Origin of the sequence: Streptacidiphilus pinicola (assembly GCF_003258295.1) — a bacterium.
GTDB classification, from domain to species: Bacteria; Actinomycetota; Actinomycetes; order Streptomycetales; family Streptomycetaceae; genus Streptacidiphilus; species Streptacidiphilus pinicola.
Genome location: NZ_QKYN01000070.1, coordinates 20,479 through 44,290, shown reverse-complemented (window position 1 = coordinate 44,290; position 23,812 = coordinate 20,479). Strand labels below are relative to the sequence as shown.

Below are 23,812 nucleotides of genomic sequence, written 5' to 3'. Positions count from 1 at the left end.
GTTGTCCGGGCGGTGGCGTTTTCTCGGTCGGCGCCATTCGGCTGAGCAATATCGGAGATGGAAGAACAGCCCGGATCCCACATCCTTGTACTTATGTATGACAGGGGCACCGAGAATCCGGCGGGCCTGGCGGTGCGGTCATGACGGCCAGGCGATTCACCGCGATGGTCGTGGGCGGCGGCATCGGCGGGCTGGCCGCAGCGGCGGCACTCGCACGTTCCGGCCTCCAGGTGACGGTCGTCGAGCGCGCACCGAGCTTCGAGCCCGGCGGCTCGGGCCTGATGCTCTACCCGAACGGCATCGCCGCGGCGGATGCCATCAGCCGTCGGCTGGGCCGGCGCATCCGTGACACCGGGCACGTGATCGGGCCGGACGAGGAGCGGTTGCTGCTGAGCTCCTCCGGCCGGGTCCTCGCCCGCGAGAAGATCGGCCGACTGGGATGGCCCGACGGAACCCCGTCGGTCTCCATCCTGCGCACCGCCGTCCAGGAGGCGCTGGTCGAGGACGTCGTCTCCGCCGGTGTCGAGCTCCGGATGGGCACCGTGCTGAGCGACTACGCGGGGGCCGACGACGCGGTGTCCGTGCGACTGTCCGACGGCAGCGCCCACTCCACGGACCTGCTGGTGGCCGCGGACGGGATCTGGTCCTCCGTGCGCGAGCGGATGGTCGCGGACGGACCGCCCCGGTACTGCGGCTACAGCTCGGTGCGCGGCCACACGCCGGGCGACTGGCCCTGGCCGCAGGGCTTCGTGGCCAACGGGAACGGCGTCCAGATCTTCGCCGCTCCGGTGACCGCCGACGGCACGCTCTACTGGACCGCCAAGATCACCGCTCCCCCCGGTGTCTGGCGTCCGCTCGGCCAGGAGGCGGCGCAGCGAGCCCTGGCGGAGCAGATCGCCGGCTGGCCCGCCGACATCGTGCGGCTGATCACCGGCAGCGACCCCGCCGACATCGCGGTCACGGACGTCCACGACCGCGACCCCGTGTCGCAGTGGGTGGACGGCCGCGTGGTCCTGCTCGGCGACGCGGCACACCCCATGGCCCCGGCCCTCGGGCAGGCGACCAACATGGCGCTGGAGGACGCCGTCGTCCTCGCCTCGGAGCTGCGCACGCACGTCGTGAACGGCGACCGTGGCGACTTCGGCACCGCGCTCCACGCCTACCAGCGTCAGCGCGTGGAACGCACCACCCGGGTGGTGCTCCTCTCCCGCCGCCAGGGCCTGCTGGACCAGGGCACGGGCAAGGTCCAGTCGCTCGTACGCAACACCACCATGAGTCTGCGCGGGCGCAAGGACGCGGCGCTCCACGAGGTCACGCGGTGGGCCGTCCCCGCCGTCGCGGCGTAACCCCGCCGACGCCGCCAGCCACACAGCCGGGAGTCCACCATGAACAGGCGAAGCCGACCCAGACCAGCTCCGTCCCGGCTCGACGCGCACGTACCGACGGGCGCTGTCCTCACCGGGCTCACGTCCGATCCCGGGGGGCCGGAACCGGACCCGAAGCCCGACGCACCGGAGCGGTACCGGCCGGCGGATCTGGTCCGCCTCTGCGCCGAGGACGTCCGCACCGTCATGGAGCGTGACCCGTCCATCAAGTCGCTCGCGGAAGCCCTGCTGCATCCGGCGCTGCCGGCCCTGTTCGTCCACCGTGTGGCGCACCTGCTCCACGAACGAGGCGCTCGGCTGACCGCGCGCGCCCTGATGACCTGCGCCCGGGCGATCACCGGCACGGAGATCCATCCCGGGGCCACCCTGGGCCGCCGCGTACTGATCGACCACGGTGCGGCCGTGGTGATCGGCGAAACGGCGGTGGTGGGCGACGACGTGACCATCTATCACCAGGTCACGCTCGGAGCGGTCGGCTGGTGGCGGGACAACCGCAGGCTGCCCGGAGAACGGCGTCACCCGGTCGTGGGCAGCGGTGCCGTGCTGGGGGCCGGCGCCACCGTCCTCGGACCGGTCGACATCGGCGACAAGGCGGTCATCGGGGCGCAAGCCCTCGTCATGACGGACGTGCCCGCCGGCACGCACGTGGTGGCCGCGAAGGCGCTGCGGAAATCGCACGACACCCTACCCAGCATTTCCTGGCTGCCCTGAAGTGGAGTGAGCGTGCAAGCAGATTCGACGGTGCTTCTCGTCGGCGCCACCGAGGCCTCGGTGAGGAAGGCGAAGGACCTGGGCCTTGGCGTCCTCGTGCTCCAGCATCCCGAGCGGCTCGCGGAGGCCCCGTGCGAACCGGCCGACGCCGTCCGGGCCGTGGACTACACGGAGTTGACCGCGTTGGAGACGGCGGCCCGTGAGCTGTGGAGCACGACGGGTTTCACCGCTGTGCTCTCCCTCACCGAGCCCGGCCTGGAGGGCGCGGGTTTCCTCAACGACCTGTTCGGTCTGGGCGGCACCGGGCTCGAGGCGGCCAGGCGCTTCCGGGACAAGCTGGCGATGCGCCGGCGCCTGGTCGCGGCCGGCAACGGTGCGGCGACCGCCGGCGCGGCGCCGCTGACGAAGCGGTCCGACCTCGACGAGTTCGCCGATCGCCACGGCTTCCCGTTCGTCGTCAAGCCGAGGAACGGCACCGGAAGTTACGGGGTGTTCCGGGTCACCGGCCCCGAGGCGGCGGACACGGCGTGGGAGACCGTGAGCGCGCTGAACGGGCAACCCATGGCCCGCACGAGCATGCCGTTCGCCCTCGACGGTTTCATGATGGAGGAGTACGTCGAGGGGCCGCAGTTCAGCGCGGAGTCCTTCAGTTTCGACGGTCGCCATGTGGTGGTCGGCATCACCGAGACCCATCTCGCCGCCGACAGCTTCGCGGCCTTCTCCCACGTCATGCCTTCGCGGCTGGACGCCGCCGCCGAGGCCACCATCGCTGACGCCACCAGCCGGTTCCTCGACGCCATGGAGCTGCGCAACGGGCCCGCGCACACCGAGTTCAGGCTCAGTGAGCGGGGGCCGGTCGTCATCGAGTCGCACAACCGCTACGGCGGCGGCGCCATCAAGGAACTCGTGCGTGGCGCCTACGGAATCGACCTGGAGACCTACGCGCTCGGCTGGCCGTTCGGCCTGGTGCCCGAGCTCTCCCCGCCACCGCGGGCGCAGCGCGCCGCCGCCGTCCGGTTCCTGGTCAGCGGCCCGGGACAGGTGGAGTCCATCACCGGAGTCGAGGACGCGCGAGCGGAGCCGGGTGTCCTGACGGCCCAGATGTGGGTGAAGCCGGGCGACGCCGTCCGCGGCGTCGAGAACTCCTGGGACCGCCTGGGCCTGGTGGCCGCGACGGCCGCGACCACCGACCTGGCGGTCCGCCGCGCCGACGCGGTCCTCCAGGACACCATCCGGATCCAGGTCCGTGGTGCGGACGGCGCCCTGCGTGACGCCCGCGTCGCCCTTCCCGGAGCCAGGGCGGCGGTGTAGTCGGCGCTGACGGTGGCCCGCGGCTTACCCGGGTGTCCCGCCTGCCGTGAGTAGGGTGGCGGCGTGAACCGTCTCGCCGGCGCGACGTCGCCTTATCTGCTGCAGCACGCTGACAACCCGGTGGACTGGTGGGAGTGGGGGCCGGAGGCGTTCGCGGAGGCGGCACGACGCGACGTGCCGGTCCTGCTGAGCGTTGGGTACGCCGCCTGCCACTGGTGTCACGTCATGGCGCACGAGAGCTTCGAGGACGCCGGCCTCGCGGAGTACCTGAACGCGCACTTCGTGCCCGTCAAGGTGGACCGCGAGGAGCGGCCGGACGTCGACGCCGTGTACATGGAGGCGGTGCAGGCCGCCACCGGGCAGGGCGGGTGGCCGATGACGGTGTTCCTGACGTCCGACGGGGCGCCGTTCTACTTCGGCACCTACTTCCCGCCGGAGCCCCGGCACGGGATGCCCTCGTTCCGGCAGGTACTGGAGGGCGTCGACGAGGCGTGGCGCGGACGGCGCGAGGAGGTCGCCGAGGTGGCCGGCCGGATCGTGAACGAGCTCGCCGGGCGCGCCGGCGTCTACGCCGGGCTCGCCGGGGCGGAGGTGCCGGGGCGGGAGGCGATGCGGCAGGCGCTGGCCGGGCTGGGCCGGGAGTTCGACGAGCGGAACGGCGGCTTCGGCGGCGCGCCCAAGTTCCCGCCGTCGATGGTGCTGGAGTTCCTGCTGCGCCACCACGCGGCGACCGGCTCGGGCGCCGCGCTCGACCTGGTCGAGCGCACCTGCGCGGCGATGGCCCGCGGCGGCATCCACGACCAGCTCGGCGGCGGCTTCGCCCGCTACTCCGTGGACGCGAAGTGGGTCGTGCCGCACTTCGAGAAGATGCTGTACGACAACGCCCTGCTGCTCCGCGCCTACCTGCACCTGTGGCGCGCCACCGGCAGCCCGCTCGCGCGCCGTGTCGCCGAGGGCACCGGCGACTTCCTGCTGCGCGAACTGCGCACCCCCGAGGGCGGTTTCGCCTCCGCGCTGGACGCGGACAGCGCCGACGCCGAGGGTCGCAGCCGCGAGGGCGCCTTCTACGTCTGGACGCCGGAGCAGCTGGTCGCCGCGCTCGGTGAGGAGGACGGGCGGCGCGCGGCCGAGCGCTACGGCGTCACCCCGCAGGGCACCTTCGAGGAGGGCGCCTCGGTGCTGCAGTGGCCGGGGGAGGAGGAGCCGGACGCCTCCGACGAGGAGCTGCGCGCGCGCCTCTTCGCCGCCCGGGAGCTGCGGCCGCGCCCCGCGCGGGACGACAAGGTCGTCGCCGCGTGGAACGGCCTCGCCGTCGCCGCGCTGGCCGAGGCCGGCGCGCTGCTGGACCGCCCCGACCTCCTCGACGCGGCCGTGGTCTCCGCCGCGCTGCTGATCGGTGTCCACCGCGACGAGAACGGCCGGCTGCTGCGCACCTCCCGCGACGGCGTGGCCGGGGCCAACACCGGCGTCCTGGAGGACTACGGCGACGTGGCGGAGGGCCTGCTCACGCTGCACGGCGTCACCGGAGACGCGCGCTGGCTGGAGGTGGCGGGCGAGCTGCTGGAGGTGGTGCTGGACCAGTTCGCCGACGCGGCGTCAGGCGCGCTCTACGACACGGCCGCCGACGCGGAGCCGCTGATCCGCCGCCCGCAGGACCCGACCGACAACGCGTCCCCGTCCGGCTGGACGGCCGCGGCGGCGGCCCTGCTCTCCTACGCCGCGCTGACCGACTCCGAGCGCCACCGCGCGGCCGCGGAGCGGGCGTTGACGGTGGTGACGCCCCTTGCGGGGCAGGCCCCGCGCTTCGTCGGCTGGGGCCTCGCCGCGGCCGAGGCCCTTCTCGACGGCCCCCGCAAGGTCGCTCTCGCGGGTGCCCCCGACGACCCCGCGACGATCACCCTCCGCGGGGCGGCTCTCGCCGCGACGGCCCCCGGCCTGGTCGTCACCGCGGCGTCCGCCGACCAGCCCTTGGTCGACGGCGCCCCGGCCGCCTACGTCTGCCGTCGCTTCACCTGCGACGCCCCACTCACCGACCCGACATGGCTCCGCGCGGGCTTGAGCGCGACGCCGGACGAGTGACCCCGGGGGCGTTGCCACGACCTCATCCGCCGAAAGCGTCGCCGAGGGCCGAGATCGCCGAGCTCAGCAGATCGGCCATGTCCTCGCGGCCGTCCCGTTCCGACCAGTAGAGGACCGCCTCCGAGGACGCCGCCAGGATCGCCGACACGACGGCGCGCAGCCGCAAGCCGTCCGCGGGTTCGCCGGTGCGTTCCGCGAGGAGACCGCACATCATGGTGGCGCTCTCCTGCTGGCCCACCAGGGCGCGGGCGCGGATCGACGGGACCTCCCGGTAGAGCCGCATCCGCAGCAGCACGTCGTCGTGCTCCGCCGCGAGGATCCGGCGCAGGGGCTCGATCATCGCCTGCCGGATCGACTCGACCAGGGGTTCGTCCCTCGGGCGGGCGCGGAACGCGGCCTCCAGCAGCGGGTCGTAGTCGTCGCTGATGACCAGGTCTTCCTTGGCCGGGAAGTAGCGGAAGAACGTGCTGGGCGAGACCTCCGCCTCCGCCGCGATCTGGTCGACCGTCGTGGTCTCGTAACCCTGCTCGGCGAAGAGGCGGAAGGCCGCCGCGCGGATCGCCCGGCGGGTCTTCAGCTTCTTGCGCTCGCGCAGGCCCAGCGGAGCTTCGAGCAGCTGCTCCAGCTCGGAGCCGGCGGACATGGGGGTACCCCCGGCCGAAGGCCGGGGGAGGGTGGGACCGGTGGGACTCATGCCTCGGATTCTCCCGCACCGCCCCCCGCGCCGGGCATCCGCCAGGCGATCAACGCCGCCGAGAGCGCCGCGCCGATGCCGCAGGCCAGCAACACCAGGTCCATGCCGTGGACGAACGCGGCGTGCGCGGACGCGGCCAGCGCCGTGTCGTGGAGCCTGTCCGCGACCGCCTGCGCTGCCGAGACCGAGCCGCTCGCCGTGTGGGCCAGTGGCTGCGGCAGCCGGCCGGTGTCCAGGCGCGCGGTGTACGCGCCGGCCAGCAGGCTGCCCAGCAGGGCGACGCCGATCGCGCTCGCGGACTGACGCAGCGTCTGCAGCAGGCCGGAGCCGACGCCGGCGCGGTCGTCGGGGAGCGCGGCCATCGCCGCGCCCATCGCCGGGACCATGGTGAAGCCCATGCCGACGCCGAGCAGCGCGAGCCACACCGCCGTGCGGCCGTAGCCGTCGCCGGTGGTGGTCGAGGCGCCGAGCAGCATCGAGACGGCGACGACGAGCATGCCCGCGGCGACGACCCAACGGACCGACAGCTTGGCGACCAGCCGCTCCGCGGCCCGCGCCGCGACGAGCAGACCGCCCATCAGCGGCATCAGCCGGATGCCGGTGCCGAGGGCGTCGTGGCCGAGGACGGACTGCAGGTACTGCGGCAGCACGAACAGGCCGCCCATCAGCACGAAGGAGACCAGCACCGAGGCCATGGTGCTCCAGCGGTAGACGCGGTCGGCCAGCAGCGTGAAGTCGACCATCGGGTGCGGCTGGGTGCGCTCCCGGCGGACCAGGAAGCCGAGCAGCAGTACGGACGCCACGAGCGGGGCGACCACCTGCGCGGAACCCCAGCCGTCGCTCGGGCCCTGGATGATGCCGAAGGTGAGCGCGCCGAGGCCCAGCACACCGACGACCGCGCCGAGCACGTCGATCCGGGGCACCGAGGGGTCGCGGGACTCGGGCACCAGCCACAGGCAGGCGGTGATCCCGACGGCGATCAGCGGCACGTTGATCAGGAAGATCGAGCCCCACCAGAAGTGGTTGAGCAGCAGCCCGCCCAGCATCGGGCCGAGCGGCATGCCGACCGCCATGCCCGCCGTCATCACGGCCACCGCGCGCGGCCGCTCGGCGGGGGTGAACAGGCTCGGCAGGATGGCGATGCCGAGCGGCATGATGAACGCGCCGCCGAGGCCCATCACCGCGCGGACGGCGATGAGCGTGTCGGCGGAGTGCGCGAGCGTGCCGACCAGCGAGGCGATGCCGAAGAGCACCAGGCCGCCGATGAGCAGCCGGCGCCGCCCGAAGCGGTCGCCGAGCAGGCCGGCCGGCAGCATCGCGGCGGCGAAGACGACCAGGTAGGCGTCGACGATCCACTGCAGCTGCCCGGTGCCGGCGTGCAGCTGGACCGCCAGGTCGGGCAGGGCGACGTTGAGGATGGTGCCGTCGAAGCCGAGCACGAGCACGCTCAGGCAGACGGCGGCCAGGGCCCACCAGCGCCGAGGGTTCGGTGGTGCGGCGGTGTCCGTCGGTGCGGTGGTGCTGACGCTTGCGTCCGTGCTCATGGCAGCCCCCTAGAAGTCACTGTCTTATGACAGTAACTCTCAAAAAGCAGAGGGTGTCAATCGCTTACATGGCGACGAGCGACACCCCCACGAACTGCACGATGAACGCCGCGAGCGTGCACGCGTGGAAGACCTCGTGGAAGCCGAACCAGCGCGGCGAGGGGTCCGGCCGCTTGAGGCCGTAGATGACGCCACCGACGCTGTAGAGCAGGCCGCCGACGATGATCAGCACCGTCACCGCGACGCCGCCGCTGTGGAAGAAGTCCGGCAGGAAGAAGACGGCGGCCCAGCCGAGCGCCAGGTAGCACGGGGTGTAGAGCCAGCGTGGCGCGCCGACCCAGAAGACGCGGAAGGCGATCCCGGCCAGCGCGCCCGCCCAGACCAGCCACAGCAGCACCTGCTGCCGCGCGCCGTGCAGCAGCAGGATGGTGACCGGGGTGTAGGTGCCGGCGATGATCAGGAAGATGTTGCTGTGGTCGAGGCGCCGCAGCACGGCCTCGCCACGCGGGCCCCAGTTGAAGCGGTGGTAGAGCGCGCTGATGCCGAAGAGCATCCACGCGCTGGCCGCGTAGACCGCGCAGGCGAGGCGCGCCGCGGTGGTCGTGGCCAGGCAGATCAGCACGATTCCGGCGGCGATCGTCGCCGGGAACATTCCGGCGTGCAACCAGCCGCGCATCGCGGGCTTCGGCGGTGAATTCCGCTCCGTCATTTCCACCCCTGCAGTCATGTTCCGAAGCATACCTACGGACCCGTAGGTTACCTACTGGTAGGTCTGCCCGAGTTCTCGTCAAAGTGACGCTGACCTGCGGTGTTGTGGTTCTCACACAGGGGGCGGTGTGTCACTTCGCCGACATCGGGGATACGCTGCGAAGACCCTCAACCCCTCACCATCCGTTCAAGGACGACCGGATGGGAAACGGAGCGATCGTGCCGAACGAGAACTCTGCCCTGGTCAATGCTGCCCCGACCAAGCACACGAAGCTGCTGGCCTGGGTAAACGAGATCGCAGAGCTCACCCAGCCGGACCGGATCGAATGGTGCGACGGCTCTGAAGCCGAGTACCAGCGTCTGTGCGAGCTGCTTGTCGAGAAGGGCACCTTCCGCAAGCTCAACGAGGAGAAGCGGCCCAACTCCTACTACGCCGCCTCGGACCCGCGCGACGTCGCGCGCGTCGAGGACCGCACGTTCATCTGCTCCGAGGAGGAGAAGGACGCCGGTCCGACCAACCACTGGAAGGCGCCCGCCGAGATGCGCGCCGTCTTCGGCGACATCTTCAAGGGCTCCATGAAGGGCCGCACCATGTACGTGGTGCCGTTCTCCATGGGTCCCGTGGGCTCGCCGCTGGCCGCCTACGGCGTCGAGATCACCGACTCCGCCTACGTCGCCGTGTCGATGCGCACGATGACCCGCATGGGTCAGGCCGTGCTCGACTACCTCGGTGAGGACGGCGACTTCGTCAAGGCCGTGCACACCCTCGGCGCTCCGCTGGCGGAGGGCGAGGCCGACGTGGCGTGGCCGTGCAACGAGACCAAGTACATCTCGCACTTCCCGGAGACCAAGGAGATCTGGTCCTACGGCTCCGGCTACGGCGGCAACGCCCTGCTCGGCAAGAAGTGCTACGCGCTGCGCATCGCCTCGACCATGGCCCGTGACGAGGGCTGGCTGGCCGAGCACATGCTGGTGCTGAAGCTCACCCCGCCGTCCGGTGAGGCCAAGTACGTCGCCGCCGCGTTCCCCAGCGCCTGCGGCAAGACCAACCTGGCCATGCTCCAGCCGACCATCCCGGGCTGGAAGGTCGAGACCATCGGCGACGACATCGCCTGGATGCGGTTCGGTGCGGACGGCCGCCTCTACGCGATCAACCCCGAGGCCGGCTTCTTCGGCGTCGCGCCCGGGACGGGCCGCGACACGAACGCCAACGCCATCGACTCGATGTACGCCAACACGGTCTTCACCAACGTGGCGCTCACCGACGACGGCGACGTGTGGTGGGAGGGCATGACCGAGGACAAGCCCGCGCACCTCACGGACTGGAAGGGCAACTCCTGGACCCCCGCTTCGGAGACCCCGGCGGCGCACCCCAACGCCCGGTTCACCGTTCCGGCCAGCCAGTGCCCCACCATCGCCCCGGAGTGGGAGGACCCGGCGGGTGTGCCGATCTCGGCCATCCTCTTCGGCGGCCGCCGCGCCAGCGCGGTTCCGCTGGTGACGGAGTCCTTCGACTGGCAGCACGGCGTCTTCCTGGGCGCCAACGTCGCCTCGGAGCAGACTGCCGCCGCCGAGGGCACCGTCGGCAAGCTGCGCCGCGACCCCTTCGCGATGCTGCCCTTCTGCGGCTACAACATGGGTGACTACTTCGCCCACTGGCTGGAGATCGGCGAGAACGCCGACGCCGCCAAGCTGCCGAAGATCTACTACGTCAACTGGTTCCGCAAGAACGCCGACGGCAAGTTCGTCTGGCCGGGCTTCGGCGAGAACAGCCGCGTGCTCAAGTGGATCGTCGAGCGTCTCGAGGGTACGGCCGAGGGCGTCGAGTCCCCGATCGGAGTCCTGCCGACCGAGGCCGCGCTGGACCTGGACGGCCTCACGATCAACCAGGCCGACCTCGACCTGCTGCTCTCCGTCGACCGTGACATCTGGAAGCAGGAGGCCGCACTCATCCCCGAGCACCTGGAGCTGTTCGGCGAGCACACGCCGAAGGCGCTGTGGGACGAGTACGAGAAGCTGACCCAGCGCCTGGGTTGAGCCTCTAGGCAGTAGCCGTTTCGCGTGCCGCCGTGTGGAAGTCCATACGGCGGCACGCGAGTATCGCCGTCCGGGTGTCCTGCTGGGACGCCGCGACGACGAGCACCCGGCCGGCCAGGTCGAAGGCCTGGGCGTGCAGGGCGTCGAGGTCCGACGGGTAGGCGACCGCCGCGCGCGGCGGCAGGTGCGTGCCGAGTTCGGCGAGGCGCGCGGTCAGGGACGCCGCGGCGTCCTCGAGACCGCCGGTGCGTTCGTTGAGTTCGCGGGTGACGTCGAGCAACGCCGCGAGATGTCCGGCCAGCTGCCCGCGCAGTCCGCTGACCCGCGGCGACGTCGGCACACTGCCATGTCGTCGCACGACGGGTCGGGTCTTCGGCTGCTCGTACATACGAACAGCCTAACTTAGACCTTGTCTAAAACAAGCTTGTCTCTAGGGCTGAGAATCTGGGCTGCCAGAACCTAGGGCTGGGAGTAGGTCGACAGGAAGACGCCGATCCTCTCGATCGCCTCGGCCAGGTCCTCTGCGTGCGGCAGCGTGACCAGACGGAAGTGGTCCGGGTCCGGCCAGTTGAAGCCGGTGCCCTGGACGACGTAGATGTGTTGCTGCTTCAGCAGGTCCAGCACCATCTGGGCGTCGTCCTTGATCTTGTAGACCTTCGGGTCCAGCCGTGGGAAGGCGTAGAGCGCGCCCTTCGGCTTCACGCAGGAGACGCCCGGGATGTCGTTGAGCATCTTCCAGGCGATGTCGCGCTGCTCGCGCAGCCGGCCGCCGGGCAGGATCAGGTCCTTGATCGACTGACGGCCGCCGAGCGCCGCGGCGATCGCGTGCTGCGAGGGCATGTTGGCGCACAGACGCATGGTGGCGAGCGTGGTGAGGCCCTCGATGTAGCTGCGGGCCTCCTCCTTCGGGCCGGAGATGGTCATCCAGCCGCTGCGGAAGCCGGCCACCCGGTAGGCCTTGGACATGCCGTTGAAGGTCAGGCAGAGCAGGTCAGGGGCGAGCACGGCGGTGGAGGTGTGCTCGGCGTCGTCGTAGAGGATCTTGTCGTAGATCTCGTCCGAGTAGACGATCAGGTTGTGCCGGCGGGCGATCTCGACCAGGCTCTCCAGCAGCTCGACCGGGTAGACCGCACCGGTCGGGTTGTTCGGGTTGATGATCACGATGCCGCGGGTGCGGTCGGTGATCTTCGACTCGATGTCGGCGAGGTCGGGGAACCAGTCCGCCTGCTCGTCGCAGCGGTAGTGGACCGCCGTCCCGCCGGAGAGGCTGATCGCCGCCGTCCACAGCGGGTAGTCGGGGGAGGGGACGAGGACCTCGTCCCCGTCGTCCAGCAGCGCCTGCATGGCCATCTGGATCAGCTCGGACGCGCCGTTGCCGATGTAGACGTCCTCGACGGTCAGACCGTGCAGCCCGCGCTCCTCGTAGTGCATGACCACGGCGCGGCGGGCGGAGAGCAGGCCCTTGGAGTCGCCGTAGCCGTGCGCTCCGGAGAGGTTGCGCACGATGTCCTGGAGGATCTCCGGCGGCGCCTCGAAGCCGAACGGTGCCGGGTTTCCGGTGTTCAGCTTCAGGATGCGGTGGCCCTCGTCCTCAAGCCGCATGGCCTCGTCGAGGATCGGGCCACGGATGTCGTAGCAGACGTTGGCGAGCTTGCTGGACTGGATCACCTGCATACCGATGCAGCCTACTGCCTCGTCATACCGGCTGCGCGGTGATTTTCGCCATGTGAGAAGCCCTGGAGACGGCGCAGCCCCCGGAGGCGCCGGTTGCCGACCAGCGCGACGGACAGTCCGACGATCCAGCCCAGGGCAAGGCCCCACAGCGCCCCGGCCAGCGCCCCGGCCACCGGGTGGACGGTCCACCCGAGCGGCCCGGCGGCGGTCATCCGCGCCAGCGCCAGCCCGCGGAACACCCCGGCGACCGCCCCGCCCAGCACCACCGCGGCCCAGCCCGCGCCCAACCGCTGCCACGCCCCCGCGTACGGGCGGCGCACCACGAGCGAGCGCAGCCGCAGCACGACCGTGCCGACCAGCAGTAGCGCCGCGAAGTCCTCAGCGAGGGTGAACGCCCAGGTGCTGTCCCCGCGCGGGTCCGGCCGCAGCCCCGGCAGGAACGGCGGCACGCCCAGCGCGGCGTCGTGCAGCACGGAGGGGAACGAGTCCGTGAGCCACAGCCACACCGTGCCCGTGCCGAGCGCCAGCACCAGCAGCAGCGCGGCGGTCAGACCCGTGAGCAGCACGGAACGGGGTCGGTCGAGCGGCGGCGTCATGCCCGGACTGTAGAGCGTCCGCGCGCTTCCGGGGCGCCCGCCCGGGAAGTTGGTACACAATCGCTGCGACTCCCTGCGCACTCCAAGGTTGTGGATCTACGATCAGCCTGGTGGCAGGGGGGTGGCGGGTGCGGGGACGGCTGCGTCGATGGGTCACGGGCCTGGCGGTCCTCGCCTGCGCGGCGGGACTGCTGCTGCGGCTGGGCACGCCCGCGGCAGTCGGCGCGACGGGGCCGCGGTTCCTGACGGACGCCCAGGGGCGGACGCTGATCCTCTACGGCCTGAACGCCGACGACTCCGGCGCCGCGACGCCCGCACCCTCCCCCTCGGACGAACTCGCGCTGCTCGGTGACGACTTCACCCGGATCCTGCTGCACTGGAGCCGCGTCGAACCGCGCCCGGGCCACTACGACGACGCCTACCTCGCCGATCTGGTGCTGCGCATCGAGCGCTACGCGGCCGCGGGCGACCACGTCCTGCTCGCGATGACGCAGGACGCCTACGGTCCGCCGCCCGGCAGCGCCGCCGCCCCGGCAGCCGTGGACGCTGCCCGCATCCACGCGGCCGACGAGTTCTGGCGCACCCTCGGCGACGCCCCCGACCTGCAGGACCGCTACGCCGCGGCCTGGGCGCACGTCGCGAGCTACCTCGGCGCGCACCTCCCGCGCGCCTCCGGACCGTCGACCGTGGCCGACGCGCTCGTCGGCTACGACCTGCTGGACCGCCCCTGGGGCGGATCCCTGCAGGGCCCGGCCTTCGAGACGGGCGCGCTGGCCGCCCTCTACGAACGCGTCATCGCCCGCGTCCGCGCCGTCGACCCGGACCGCTGGCTCTTCGTCGAGCCCGAGGCCGACTCCGCCGACGCGGGACTGCCCAGTGCCCTGCCCTACCTGCCGGATCCGCGCCACGGCGCGGCCCGCATCGGCTACGCGCCGCAGCTCCACCCCGCGCCGGTCGACCCGCACGGCGGCTACTCCGGCAGCGGCGCCTTCTGGGCCGACCGCTTCGTCAACTCCTGGGCCATCCAGGCCGCCCGTACCGCCAAGCGGCTGAACGCACCGCTGCTGGTGGGCGGTTGGGGCATGGACTTCACCGCCCCCGGCGCGCACCTGTACGTCGACCACGTCCAGGCGCTGCTGGACCGGCTGATGGTGGGCTCGGCCTGCTGCACGGACGTGCCCGGCCCCTGGTCGCCGTGGGCGAAACCCGGAAAGGCGGCGGACATCGCGGGGGTGCTGGAGACGGCGTACCCGCGCGTGGTCGCGGGCGCGCCGGTGGAGTTCGACTACGACAAGGGCACCCTGGTCTTCACGCTGCAGTTCCGCGACGAGCCCGGGGTCACTGGCAGCACGGACGTCTACCTGCCGCCGTCCGACTTCCCCTTCGGCCCGCAGATCGACTTCGACGCGGAGTACAACGCCACCTGGGACCCGGGCCGCCACATCCTCGCGCTGACGGTCGACCGTCCGACGCCGGGCACGGTGCACACCCTGCGGCTCACGCCGGCCTCGCAGACGCAGAACGTCGGGTGAGTGCCCGGCCGGGCAGCGCCTCCGTCCGCCGGCCGTCGTCCATGGTCGCGACGCCGTTCACGAAGACGTAGGGGATCCCGCGCGGGAGCCGGCGCGGCTCGTCGAAGGTGGCCTCCTCGGCGACCGTCTCCGGGTCGAGGAGCACCAGGTCCGCGACCCACCCCTCGCGCACCTGGCCGCGGTCGCGCAGGCCGAGCCGTCGGGCCGGGGTCGCGGCGAGGTGCCGGACCGCCTCCGGCAGCGAGAGCACGCCCAGCTCCCGGACGTAGGTACCCAGGTAGCGGGGGAAGGTGCCGTAGGCACGAGGGTGTGGGCGGTCGCCGACGAGCAGGCCGTCGCTGCCGCCGCAGTGCGCCGGGTGACGCATGATCGCGCGGACGTTCTCCTCGTGGCCGACGTGCTGCAGGATCGTGGTTCCCAGGCCGTCCTCGACGAGCAGCCGGGCGAACGCCTCGAACGGCGCCACGCCGTCGCGTCGCGCGAGCTGCCGCACCGTCAGGCCGACGGCCGGGCGCAGGGCGGGCTCGCGGACACCGCTGACCTGCACGGTGTCCCAGTCGGCGACGACGCCGTGGCAGCCGTCGGAGCCGTGCACCTCCAGGTCGGCGCGGATCCGTTCGCGTGCCGCCGGGTCGGCGAGTCGGCGCAGCGTCTCGGCCGGGCCGCCGGCCGTCGCCCAGCCGGGCAGCAGCGCGGCGAGCGTGGTCGAGCCCGGGAGGTAGGGGTAGCTGTCGAGGGTGAGGTCCACGCCCTCGGCGAGGGCCGCGTCGACGAGCGCCAGCAACTCGCCCGCCCGGCCGCGGTTGACCTCGAAGTTCATGGTGGCGTGGGCGAGATGCAGCGCGCAGCCGGAGGCGCGGGCGATGCCGACCACCTCGGCGTAGGCCTCCAGCGCGCCCGCGCCGTACGAGCGGTGGTGCGGACACCAGTAGCCACCGTGCGCCGCCACCACCTGGCACAGCGCGGTGAGTTCGGCCGTGTCGGCGTACATGCCGGGCGTGTAGGTGAGCCCGGACGACATCCCGACCGCGCCCTCGGCCAGGCCCTGCGCGAGCAGGGCGCGCATCCGGTCCAGCTCGGCGGGTGTCGCCGGACGGTCCTCCCAGCCGAGCACGAGCGCGCGCAGCGTCCCCTGCGGAACGAGGTAGGCGGCGTTGACGGCGAGGCCCCGCGTGTCGAGCCGGGCCAGGTACGCGCCGACGCTGCGCCAGTTCCAGTCGAAGTCCGCGTCGGACGGGTCGCCGTTCCAGCCCGCGAGCTGGCGGCGCAACGCGGCCAGGGTGGCGTCGTCGACGGGCGCGTAGGAGAGCCCGTCCTGCCCGAGCACCTCCAGCGTCACGCCCTGGGCGACCTTGGCCTCGTGCCGCGGGTCCGTCAGCAGGGCCAGGTCGGAGTGTGCGTGCATGTCGACGAAGCCCGGCGCGAGCGCCAGCCCGTCGGCGTCGAGCAACCGCCCGCCGCCCGGCCGCGGGCCCGGATCGCCCTCGCGGTGCAGCGTGCTGATCCGGCCGCCGTCGAGGACGGCGTCGGCGCGGTAGGGTGCGCCGCCGCTGCCGTCGACGACGAGCGCGCCGCGCAGGACGGTCCTCGGAGCGGGCATCAGAAGAAGGTGCGGATGTAGTCGACGACCTGGTCGTACCGGTTCACCACGGGGATCAGCTGCCACTTCTCGAAGGCCGTGCAGGGGTGCGAGAGGCCGAGGCCGACCCAGTCGCCGACCTCCAGCTCCGCCTCCGGCGCGACGGACACGAAGGCGTGCTGGTCGGAGAGCTTGGTGACGGCGACCCCTTCGGCCGCGCGCACCTGGCCGGTCCGCGCGTCGCGGACCTGGAGCGGGATCGGCAGGCCGAGGTCGTAGGGCACGTCGCGCTTGCCCGCGTTGACCAGTGCCAGGCCGGGCTCGGGGCGGGAGACGACCTGGGCCCACAGCTTCAGCGCGGGGAGGAACCGCTCGTCCTCGTCCGTCAGCGGGGTGATCTTCGCGTAGTGCAGGTGGTCGTGGGTGACGTAGGCACCGGCGCGCAGCAGTCGCAGCACCGGGCGGGAGAGGTCCAGGGTCAGGTCGGTGAGTGCCTCCGCGACCAGGTCGAAGTGCTCGCTGCCGCCCGCGCTGACGACGATCTCGTCCACGTCGGCGAAGTACCCGTGGGTGTCGAAGAGGTGCGCGGTGTTCACCAGCTCCTGCAGCCAGTCGCGCACCGCGGCGCGCGTCTCGTCCACGCCCGCCAGGGTGCCCTCGTAGCCGGCCACGCCGACCAGCCGGAGCCACCGCGAGGAGCGGACGGCCCGGGCCACGTCGTCCGCCTCGACCCAGGACCGCACGCCGGTGCGGGAGCCGGTCGCACCGAGCTCGACCACGACGTCGACGCGGTGCGTGAGCGCGGCGTCCATCAGCTCGACGCCGCGCACCGAGTCGACGTAGCAGACGAAACGGAACTCCGGGTCGCGCGCCAGCTCCTCGCTCAGCCAGCGCAGCGCGGGCGCGTCGACCAGCTCGTTGCCGAGGAAGATGCGCCGCACGCCGAAGTGCCGGTACATCCGCACATGGCTCGGCGTGGCCGCGGTGATGCCCCAGGCGCCCAGCTCCAGCTGCCGCTGGAACAGCTGGGGTGCCAGCGGCGTCTTGCCGTGCGGGGCGTGCGCGAGGCCGTGGCGGTCGGCCCAGACGGCCATCAGCTGCAGGTTGTGTTCGAGGGCCTGCTCGTCCAGGGTGAGCAGCGGGGTGACGAAGCCGTCCTCGAAGAGGTTCAGCTTGGCGGACGTCATCTGGTCGACGGTCAGGCGGGAGCCCAGCGGCATGCCCTTGAAGCGCCAGTCGACGACGGTCTCGCCCAGCGCGGCGAGCGCGGCCTGGTCCATGAAGGGCTCCTTCTCGGTTGCGCACCCTGCAACAGTCGTTGCAGATCCTGCCAGCGTAGGTCGACGCACGGAAAGGCCCGGCGCTCCCCCTCGGAGCGCCGGGCCTTTCGGCTTTCGGTGGTTACGGCATCGCGTTGGTGAAGGCGCCCTCGTTGTTCGCGAACTGGTTGCCGTTGCTGGCGTCCCAGTTGGTCGACCAGGTCATCACGCCGCCGATGGTCGGCCAGGTGGTGCTGGGCTTGAAGGTGCCGCAGCCGGTGCCCTTGGCCAGGCAGTTCAGCGCGTTCTCGACCACGGACGGGGCGACGTAGCCGCTGCCGGCCGCGCTGCTGGAGGCCGGGACGCCGATGCCGACCTGGTTCGGGCTCAGGCCCGCCTGGATCGCGGTGCAGGCCAGCGTGGTGATGAAGTCGACGCTGCCCTCGCTGTAGACGCCGCCGTCACAGCCGTTCATGGAACCCGAGTTGTAGTACTGGGTGTTCATGATGGTGAGGATGTCCTTCACCTGCAGCGCGGTGGCCAGGTAGTCGGACGAGGAGTTCAGCACGTCGATGGTCTGCGGGGCCATCGTCAGGACGAAGCCCGAGCCGACCTTCGACGCCAGCTGGTGCAGCGCGGAGGACATGTAGGTCGGGTTGATCCCGTTCTCCAGGTCGATGTCCACGCCGTTGAAGCCGTACTGCTGGATGATCGAGTAGGCGCTGTTCGCGAAGGCGGTGGCCTGGGCGGCGCTGGTGATCGAGATGGTGCCGTTCTGGCCGCCGACCGAGAGGATCACCTTCTTGCCCTGCGCCTGCTTCGCGGCGATGTCCGCCTTGAACTGGGCGTCGGTGTAGCCGCCGAGCTTGCTCTGCAGGGTCGGGTCGAGCGAGAAGGTGATGCCGCCGTCACCGGCGGAGTCGGCGTTGGCGAAGGCGACCGCGATGATGTTGTACTGCGAGCTGACGTCGCTGATCTTCTGGTCGGTCGCGCCGTTGTCGAAGTCCTGCCAGTAGCCGGTCACCCAGTGCTTGGCGCTGCCGCCGCTGCCGGTCGGCGTCGAGGTCGGGGTGGGCGTGGGCGTGGGCGTGGTGGGCGTCGAGGTGGGGGTCGGGCTCGAGGTCGGCGTCGGGGTCGGAGTCTGCGTCGGCGTCTGGGTCGGGCTCGGGCTCGGCCCGGCCGCACCGCTCAGGGCCACGTCGTCCGCGTAGTAGGTCGACTGCCCGTACCAGCCGTGCAGGTAGACCGTGACGCTGGTGGTGTTGGCGCCGGTGGTGAAGCTGGTGGAGAGCTGGTTCCAGGAGCTGCTGTTGGACCAGGTGCTGACGTCGGTCGTGCCGTCGCCCTGGGTGCCCAGGTAGGCGTACGGGCCGTTGACCCAGGCGCTCAGCGTGTAGGAGGAGTTGGGCTGGACGCTGATGGTCTGCGTGCACTGTGCGTCGTCGGAGGCCGTGGGGGTGGCCGCGAGCGCGTGGGAGCCGGAGTGGACGGTGGAGGTGCTGACCGTCGCCGTGCCGGCGTCGCAGTTCCAGTTGGCCAGGGTGCCGGTCTCGAAACCGGGGTTGACCACGAGATTGGCGGTGTCGGCGCTCGCGCCGCCGCTGAGCGCGACCAGGCCGGTCAGGCCGAGGCCGAGCGCGGCGACGGTCGCCAGCGCGGCGTTGACCGTGCGGGGAGAAGGCATAGGGGTCTGTCTCCAACTGTGGGGGAAGCGGGGAGAGACGGAAGATGAAGCCCGCCACACAAGTTGGACTAGACCATTTGCGCTGTCAAGGGTGTCGCCGTGGCCTTAAGGCCTGGTTAAGGTGATGCCGTGGTCTAGAGGTCCAGACCACGGCATCACCTGTCGCCGCCTCAGCTCTCGCTGGACTTGGCCCAGAGATTGAGGTGCGCGTCGGTCGCATAGCGATCGATTTCGGCCAACTCTTCGTCGGTCAACGGAGCGCCCTGCACGGCCGCCACGTTGGACTCCAGCTGTGCCACCGAGGACGCGCCGATCAGCGCCGAGGTCATCCGCGGGTCGCGCAGCAGCCACGACAGCGCCAGCTGGGCGAGGGTCTGCCCGCGCCCCGCGGCGACCTCGTTCAGCCCGCGCAGCTTGGCGAGGGTCTGGTCGTTGATCGAGTCCGGGTCGAGCGACTTGCCCTGCGCGGCGCGCGAGTCGGCCGGGATGCCGTTCAGGTAGCGGTCGGTCAGGATGCCCTGCGCCAGCGGCGCGAAGCCGATGCAGCCGGCGCCCTCCGCCTCCAGGACGTCCAGCAGTCCGTCGTCCTCGATCCAGCGGTTCAGCATCGAGTAGGACGGCTGGTGGATCAGCAGCGGAACGCCCAGGTCACGCAGGATCGCCGCGGCCTCGCGGGTCTTCTCCGCGCTGTAGGAGGAGATGCCGGCGTACAGCGCCTTGCCCTGCCGGACCGCGGACGCGAGCGCGCCCATGGTCTCCTCCAGCGGGGTCTCCGGGTCGAACCGGTGCGAGTAGAAGATGTCGACGTAGTCGAGGCCCATCCGCTTCAGCGACTGGTCCAGGCTCGCGGTCAGGTACTTGCGCGAGCCCCACTCGCCGTACGGGCCGGGCCACATGTCGTACCCGGCCTTGGTCGAGATGACCAGTTCGTCACGGAACGGGCGGAAGTCGGCGGCCAGGTGCCGGCCGAAGTTCGCCTCGGCGGCGCCGTAGGGCGGGCCGTAGTTGTTGGCCAGGTCGAAATGGGTGACGCCGAGGTCGAACGCGCGGCGCAGGATCGCGCGCTGCACCTCCAGGGTCCGGTCGTCGCCGAAGTTGTGCCACAGGCCCAGGGAGATCTCGGGCAGCTTCAGGCCGCTGTGCCCGGTCCGGCGGTAACGCATCGAGCCGTCGTACCGCGTCTCGGCGGGCTGATAGGGGGCGGGGATCACGGGGTGCTCTCCAGGGGGTGCGCGGTGGGAGTCGAGCAGGGATTTGTCTCCACACTGAACATTAACCGGCGCGGAGTAGGGTGGCCCCCGCACTCGTGAGCTCGGAGGGGCGGTCGGCATGGACATCGGCAGGTTGGTCCGGCGTACGCCGCTGCTCCGGAACGCCGTCTACGGTCTGTACGGGCATCGGGTCGAGGCGCACCTCGACCGCGCCCGTGCGCCGCGGCACGTCGGCGTGATGCTCGACGGCAACCGCCGCTGGGCCCGAGCGGTGGGCATGTCCACGGCGGACGGCCACCAGACCGGCGCCGACAAGATCCCCGAGTTCCTCGGCTGGTGCGAGGAGACCGGTGTCGAGGTGGTCACCCTGTGGCTGCTCTCCACCGACAACCTCACCCGGCCCGCCGAGGAGCTGGTGCCGCTGCTCGGCATCATCGAGGAGGCCGTCCGCGGCCTGGCCGCCACCGGCCGCTGGCGGGTCCACCCCGTCGGCGCGCTCGACCTGCTGCCCGCCTCCACCGCCGCCGTGCTCAAGGAGGCCGACCAGGCCACCGCGGACAACCCGGGCCTCGTCGTCAACGTGGCCGTCGGCTACGGCGGCCGCCACGAGATCGTGGAGGCCGTCCGCAAGCTGCTGCGCGAGCAGGGGGCGACGGGCAAGCCGCTGGAGCAGGTCGCGGAGATGATCGACATCGAGCACATCTCCCGCCACCTCTACACCTCCGGCCAGCCGGACCCGGACCTGGTCATCCGCACCTCCGGCGAGCAGCGCCTCTCCGGCTTCCTGCTGTGGCAGTCGGCGCACTCGGAGTTCTACTTCTGCGAGGCCTACTGGCCCGCCTTCCGCAAGGTCGACTTCCTCCGCGCCCTGCGCGACTACGCCGCCCGCAACCGCCGCTACGGCGGTTAGGGCGGGCCGCTACTGCTTCACGAACGGCTTGACCGAGTACTGCTGGCCCCCGACCTGCAGCATCTCGCTCGGGACGACACGGCCCCGCGCGTCGAGGAAGGCCAGCCGGGCGTTGTAGTAGGCGTCGGGGTGGCCGGGGGCGTACGGCACCGCGAGGAAGAAGTAGCGGCGGTCGTCGTGAGGCAGGAGGAAGACCGGGGCCGAGGCCGAGCCGCCCGCCCAGGTGACGCGCAGCCGCACGGCGCCGACCGGGGCCACGTCGCCCTCGAACATGACTCCCAGCAGGGCGGAGGAAGCGACCCGCGGGTCGCGCTGGATGGTCACGCCGGCGTTCAGCGTGCCCCCGCGGTCGTTCGGGTCGGAGCTGCAGGATCCGTTGTTGTCGGGGTTCTCGTGGCCGTCGACGACGATCTTCCACTCCTCGCAGTAGAGCCCGTCGCCCTGCTCGCGGTAGTCCACGACGTGGATGGACCAGTGCGATCCGTTCAGCTCGCCCGACGGCATGGCGCTCCGCACCGGGAGGTCGACGGCGGACGGGGAGGGCCGGGGGGCCGGCCTCGCGGTCGCGGCCGGTGCCGTGGGGGAGACCGCCTCCGGCCGGGACCAGGCGGTGGTGGCCAGGACCGCCGCGGCCGCGACGGCCGCGCAGGCGGTGAGGCCGCCCAGCGCGCGGCGACGGCGGCGGCGGCGGGCGCCGTCCCGCACGATCGCCTGATAGGGGAGCGGCGGCACCTGCGCGGGGCTGGCCACCTCGTCGAGCGCGTGGTGGAGCCGGTTGTCGTCGAAGGCGTTCATCGGTCGTAGACCTCCTCAGGGGCGGGCGCGAGGGCGGGGTGGGTGCGGAGCTTGGCGATCGCCTTCGAGGCCTGGCTCTTGACCGTGCCGACGGCGCAGCCGAGCGTCGCCGCGGTCTGCTCCTCGGTCAGGTCGGCCCAGTACCGCAGGACCACGACCGCGCGCTGCCGGGGTGGCAGGGAGGCCAGGGCCGCCCTCAGGACGAGGCGGGTGTCGACCGCCCCGGCCGGATCGGGCGCCCCGACGACCGTGGCCTCGAGGTCGGACGCCAGCGGTATCTCTCTGGGGCGTTTCCGCCGAAACCGGCTCAGATGGCTGTTGAGCAGGATGCGACGCGCATAGGCGTCCGGATCGTCGGCCCTTCTGACGCGGCTCCAGGAGGCGTAAACGGCCGTGAGCGTGCTCTGTGCGAGGTCCTCGGCCAGCCCCTGATCGTCGGTCAGCAGCAGGGCGATCCGGAAAAGTCGGGCCCAACGGGAGGCCGCGAAGTCGTGGAAGTCGAGCTCGTCCGCGGTGTGCATGACCCTCCAGAGTCCGTCCGGGAGCCAAAGGTTGCCCGGTCGGGGCGGTTGTTTCTCAGGTCACCGAAAGGTGAATCTTGGTCGTCATGCCGGTCTTGGCTGCATGGAATGGGACGTCTGGGGAATACCGCAGTCAGACCGCGACCTCGGCCAACGGGGCCGGGGGCCGCGGCGAGCGCGGGTGGCACGGGGCCACTCGCCCGGGAGGCCCTGTGGTCAGTTCCAAGAGCCGCCGGAGCTTGCACGACCGGCGCACGTACGTCCTCGACACCAGTGTTCTGCTGGCTGACCCGAGTGCCATGACCAGGTTCGAGGAGCACGAGGTCGTGCTGCCCGTGGTCGTGGTGACCGAGCTCGAGGCCAAGCGACACCACCCGGAGCTCGGCTACTTCGCCCGGCAGGCCTTGCGGCTGCTGGACGACTACCGGGTCCGCTACGGCCGTCTCGACACACCCATCCCCGTGGGTGAGCTGGGCGGAACGATCCGGGTCGAGCTGAACCACACCGATCCCTCGGTCCTTCCGGCCGGCTACCGATTGGGCGACGCGGACACCCGGATCCTGGCGGTGGCCAGGAACCTGCAGGCCGAGGGGTACGACGTCACCGTCGTCTCCAAGGACCTGCCGATGCGGGTCAAGGCCTCCTCCGTCGGCCTGCTGGCCGAGGAGTACCGGGCCGAGTTGGCGATCACGTCCGGTTGGACCGGAATGTCGGAACTCGCCGTGGGCGCCGACGAGGTGGACGGCCTGTTCGCCGGCGACGACCCCGTCGACATCGCCGACGCCCGGGACTTCCCGGTGCACACCGGCCTCGTGCTGACCTCGGAGCGCGGTCGCGCGCTCGGGCGGGTGACCGCCGACGGGCGGGTGCGCCTGGTCCGCGGTGACCGGGAGGCGTTCGGGCTCCGCGGGCGCAGCGCCGAACAGCGGGTCGCGCTGGACCTGTTGCTCGACCAGGAGGTCGGCATCGTGTCCCTCGGCGGGCGGGCCGGCACCGGCAAGTCCGCGCTCGCGCTCTGCGCCGGCCTGGAGGCCGTGCTGGAGCGGCGCCAGCACCGCAAGGTGATGGTGTTCCGGCCGCTGTACGCGGTCGGCGGGCAGGAGTTGGGCTACCTGCCGGGCAGCGAGGCGGAGAAGATGGGCCCCTGGGCCCAGGCCGTCTTCGACACCCTCTCCGCGGTGACCACCCCGGACGTCATCGAGGAGGTGCTCTCCAGGGGAATGCTGGAGGTCCTGCCGCTCACCCACATCCGCGGCCGCTCGCTGCACGACGCCTTCGTGATCGTCGACGAGGCGCAGTCGCTGGAGCGCAACGTGCTGCTGACCGTTCTGTCCCGGATCGGGCAGGGTTCGCGGGTCGTGCTGACCCACGACATCGCCCAGCGGGACAACCTGAGGGTGGGTCGGTACGACGGAGTGGTGGCGGTCGTGGAGAAGCTGAAGGGCCACCCGCTCTTCGCCCACGTCACGCTGAACCGCTCGGAGCGTTCTCCGATTGCCGCACTGGTGACCGAGATGCTGGAGGACATCAACCCCTGAACCGGGCGAAAACGCATTGATCTGTGCCCTTCCGCTCTGCCATG

At 71.7% G+C, this 23,812-nt stretch carries 20 protein-coding genes; 8 read left to right on the top strand and 12 right to left on the bottom strand.

The annotated features are described in order from the left end of the window. Positions 1-140 precede the first annotated feature (140 nt). The 4 genes from DN069_RS18260 (at position 141) to DN069_RS18245 (ending at position 5,486) form a co-directional block, all read left to right on the top strand. On the top strand, positions 141-1,346 hold the full coding sequence (locus DN069_RS18260) for an FAD-dependent oxidoreductase (RefSeq protein WP_111502089.1): 1,206 nt from the start codon (positions 141-143) through the stop codon (positions 1,344-1,346). 39 nt (positions 1,347-1,385) lie between these two features. Next, positions 1,386-2,096, top strand: a complete 711-nt coding sequence (gene epsC, locus DN069_RS18255) for a serine O-acetyltransferase EpsC (RefSeq protein WP_424556297.1) — start codon at positions 1,386-1,388, stop codon at positions 2,094-2,096. A 12-nt stretch (positions 2,097-2,108) separates the two neighbouring features. Further along, the gene (locus tag DN069_RS18250) at positions 2,109-3,407 is read left to right on the top strand and encodes an ATP-grasp domain-containing protein (protein ID WP_133259958.1); all 1,299 of its coding nucleotides are present in this window, start codon (positions 2,109-2,111) and stop codon (positions 3,405-3,407) included. 63 nt (positions 3,408-3,470) lie between these two features. After that, positions 3,471-5,486 carry a thioredoxin domain-containing protein gene (locus DN069_RS18245; RefSeq protein ID WP_111502087.1) on the top strand — a complete coding sequence of 672 codons (2,016 nt, stop codon included), beginning with the start codon at positions 3,471-3,473 and terminating at the stop codon, positions 5,484-5,486. 22 nt (positions 5,487-5,508) lie between these two features. Here the strand turns inward: DN069_RS18245 and DN069_RS18240 are convergent, their stop codons facing one another. The 3 genes from DN069_RS18240 to trhA form a co-directional block, all read right to left on the bottom strand. After that, positions 5,509-6,180: an acyl-CoA-like ligand-binding transcription factor gene (locus DN069_RS18240; RefSeq protein WP_243639393.1), complete on the bottom strand. Its 672-nt coding sequence runs from the start codon at positions 6,178-6,180 to the stop codon at positions 5,509-5,511. After that, positions 6,177-7,724, bottom strand: coding sequence for an MFS transporter (locus DN069_RS18235; protein ID WP_111502085.1), 1,548 nt, complete (start codon positions 7,722-7,724; stop codon positions 6,177-6,179). The genes DN069_RS18240 and DN069_RS18235 overlap by 4 nt, the downstream gene beginning before the upstream one ends. Positions 7,725-7,788: 64 nt before the next feature. Then, positions 7,789-8,451 carry a PAQR family membrane homeostasis protein TrhA gene (gene trhA / locus DN069_RS18230; RefSeq protein ID WP_111502084.1) on the bottom strand — a complete coding sequence of 221 codons (663 nt, stop codon included), beginning with the start codon at positions 8,449-8,451 and terminating at the stop codon, positions 7,789-7,791. Between the two features lie 182 nt (positions 8,452-8,633). On the opposite strand from trhA, the gene DN069_RS18225 reads away from it, so the two are divergent. Then, on the top strand, positions 8,634-10,469 hold the full coding sequence (locus DN069_RS18225) for a phosphoenolpyruvate carboxykinase (GTP) (protein ID WP_111502083.1): 1,836 nt from the start codon (positions 8,634-8,636) through the stop codon (positions 10,467-10,469). 4 nt (positions 10,470-10,473) lie between these two features. Here the strand turns inward: DN069_RS18225 and DN069_RS18220 are convergent, their stop codons facing one another. The 3 genes from DN069_RS18220 to DN069_RS18210 form a co-directional block, all read right to left on the bottom strand. Continuing rightward, on the bottom strand, positions 10,474-10,857 hold the full coding sequence (locus tag DN069_RS18220) for an SCO4983 family protein (RefSeq protein ID WP_133259957.1): 384 nt from the start codon (positions 10,855-10,857) through the stop codon (positions 10,474-10,476). Between the two features lie 71 nt (positions 10,858-10,928). Then, positions 10,929-12,143, bottom strand: coding sequence for a pyridoxal phosphate-dependent aminotransferase (locus DN069_RS18215; protein ID WP_111502081.1), 1,215 nt, complete (start codon positions 12,141-12,143; stop codon positions 10,929-10,931). Between the two features lie 11 nt (positions 12,144-12,154). After that, positions 12,155-12,739 (bottom strand): hypothetical protein, encoded by a 585-nt coding sequence (locus DN069_RS18210; protein WP_111502080.1) that lies wholly within the window; start codon positions 12,737-12,739, stop codon positions 12,155-12,157. A gap of 110 nt (positions 12,740-12,849) precedes the next feature. Here DN069_RS18210 and DN069_RS18205 point away from each other — a divergent pair, with 110 nt between their 5' ends. Further along, a complete protein-coding gene (locus DN069_RS18205; RefSeq protein WP_165845536.1) occupies positions 12,850-14,271 on the top strand; it encodes a cellulase family glycosylhydrolase in 1,422 nt (473 codons plus the stop codon). On the opposite strand, the gene DN069_RS18200 is transcribed toward DN069_RS18205, so the two are convergent. The 4 genes from DN069_RS18200 to mgrA form a co-directional block, all read right to left on the bottom strand. Beyond that, positions 14,237-15,871: an N-acyl-D-amino-acid deacylase family protein gene (locus DN069_RS18200; RefSeq protein WP_111502078.1), complete on the bottom strand. Its 1,635-nt coding sequence runs from the start codon at positions 15,869-15,871 to the stop codon at positions 14,237-14,239. The two genes, DN069_RS18205 and DN069_RS18200, sit on opposite strands and share 35 nt — an antisense overlap. Then, entirely contained in the window at positions 15,871-17,130 is a 1,260-nt protein-coding gene (locus DN069_RS18195; protein WP_111502077.1) for an amino acid deaminase, read from the bottom strand. Before DN069_RS18195 ends, DN069_RS18200 begins: the two co-directional genes overlap by 1 nt. A 121-nt stretch (positions 17,131-17,251) precedes the next feature. Continuing rightward, positions 17,252-18,793: a chitinase gene (locus DN069_RS18190; RefSeq protein WP_111502076.1), complete on the bottom strand. Its 1,542-nt coding sequence runs from the start codon at positions 18,791-18,793 to the stop codon at positions 17,252-17,254. Positions 18,794-18,963: 170 nt separating this feature from the next. Then, the gene (gene mgrA, locus DN069_RS18185) at positions 18,964-20,004 is read right to left on the bottom strand and encodes an L-glyceraldehyde 3-phosphate reductase (protein ID WP_279387908.1); all 1,041 of its coding nucleotides are present in this window, start codon (positions 20,002-20,004) and stop codon (positions 18,964-18,966) included. 118 nt (positions 20,005-20,122) lie between these two features. Here mgrA and DN069_RS18180 point away from each other — a divergent pair, with 118 nt between their 5' ends. Further along, positions 20,123-20,914, top strand: coding sequence for an isoprenyl transferase (locus DN069_RS18180; RefSeq protein WP_111502074.1), 792 nt, complete (start codon positions 20,123-20,125; stop codon positions 20,912-20,914). Between the two features lie 9 nt (positions 20,915-20,923). On the opposite strand, the gene DN069_RS18175 is transcribed toward DN069_RS18180, so the two are convergent. Together DN069_RS18175 and DN069_RS18170 are read right to left on the bottom strand one after the other, a co-directional pair. After that, complete coding sequence (locus DN069_RS18175; RefSeq protein ID WP_111502073.1) at positions 20,924-21,709, bottom strand: hypothetical protein; 786 nt, start codon at positions 21,707-21,709, stop codon at positions 20,924-20,926. Beyond that, complete coding sequence (locus DN069_RS18170) at positions 21,706-22,230, bottom strand: SigE family RNA polymerase sigma factor (RefSeq protein WP_111502072.1); 525 nt, start codon at positions 22,228-22,230, stop codon at positions 21,706-21,708. The genes DN069_RS18175 and DN069_RS18170 overlap by 4 nt, the downstream gene beginning before the upstream one ends. Positions 22,231-22,442: 212 nt before the next feature. Between DN069_RS18170 and DN069_RS18165 the strand changes: the two genes are divergently transcribed. Continuing rightward, a complete protein-coding gene (locus tag DN069_RS18165; protein WP_111502071.1) occupies positions 22,443-23,768 on the top strand; it encodes an RNA 5'-3' helicase PhoH2 in 1,326 nt (441 codons plus the stop codon). Positions 23,769-23,812 lie beyond the last annotated feature (44 nt).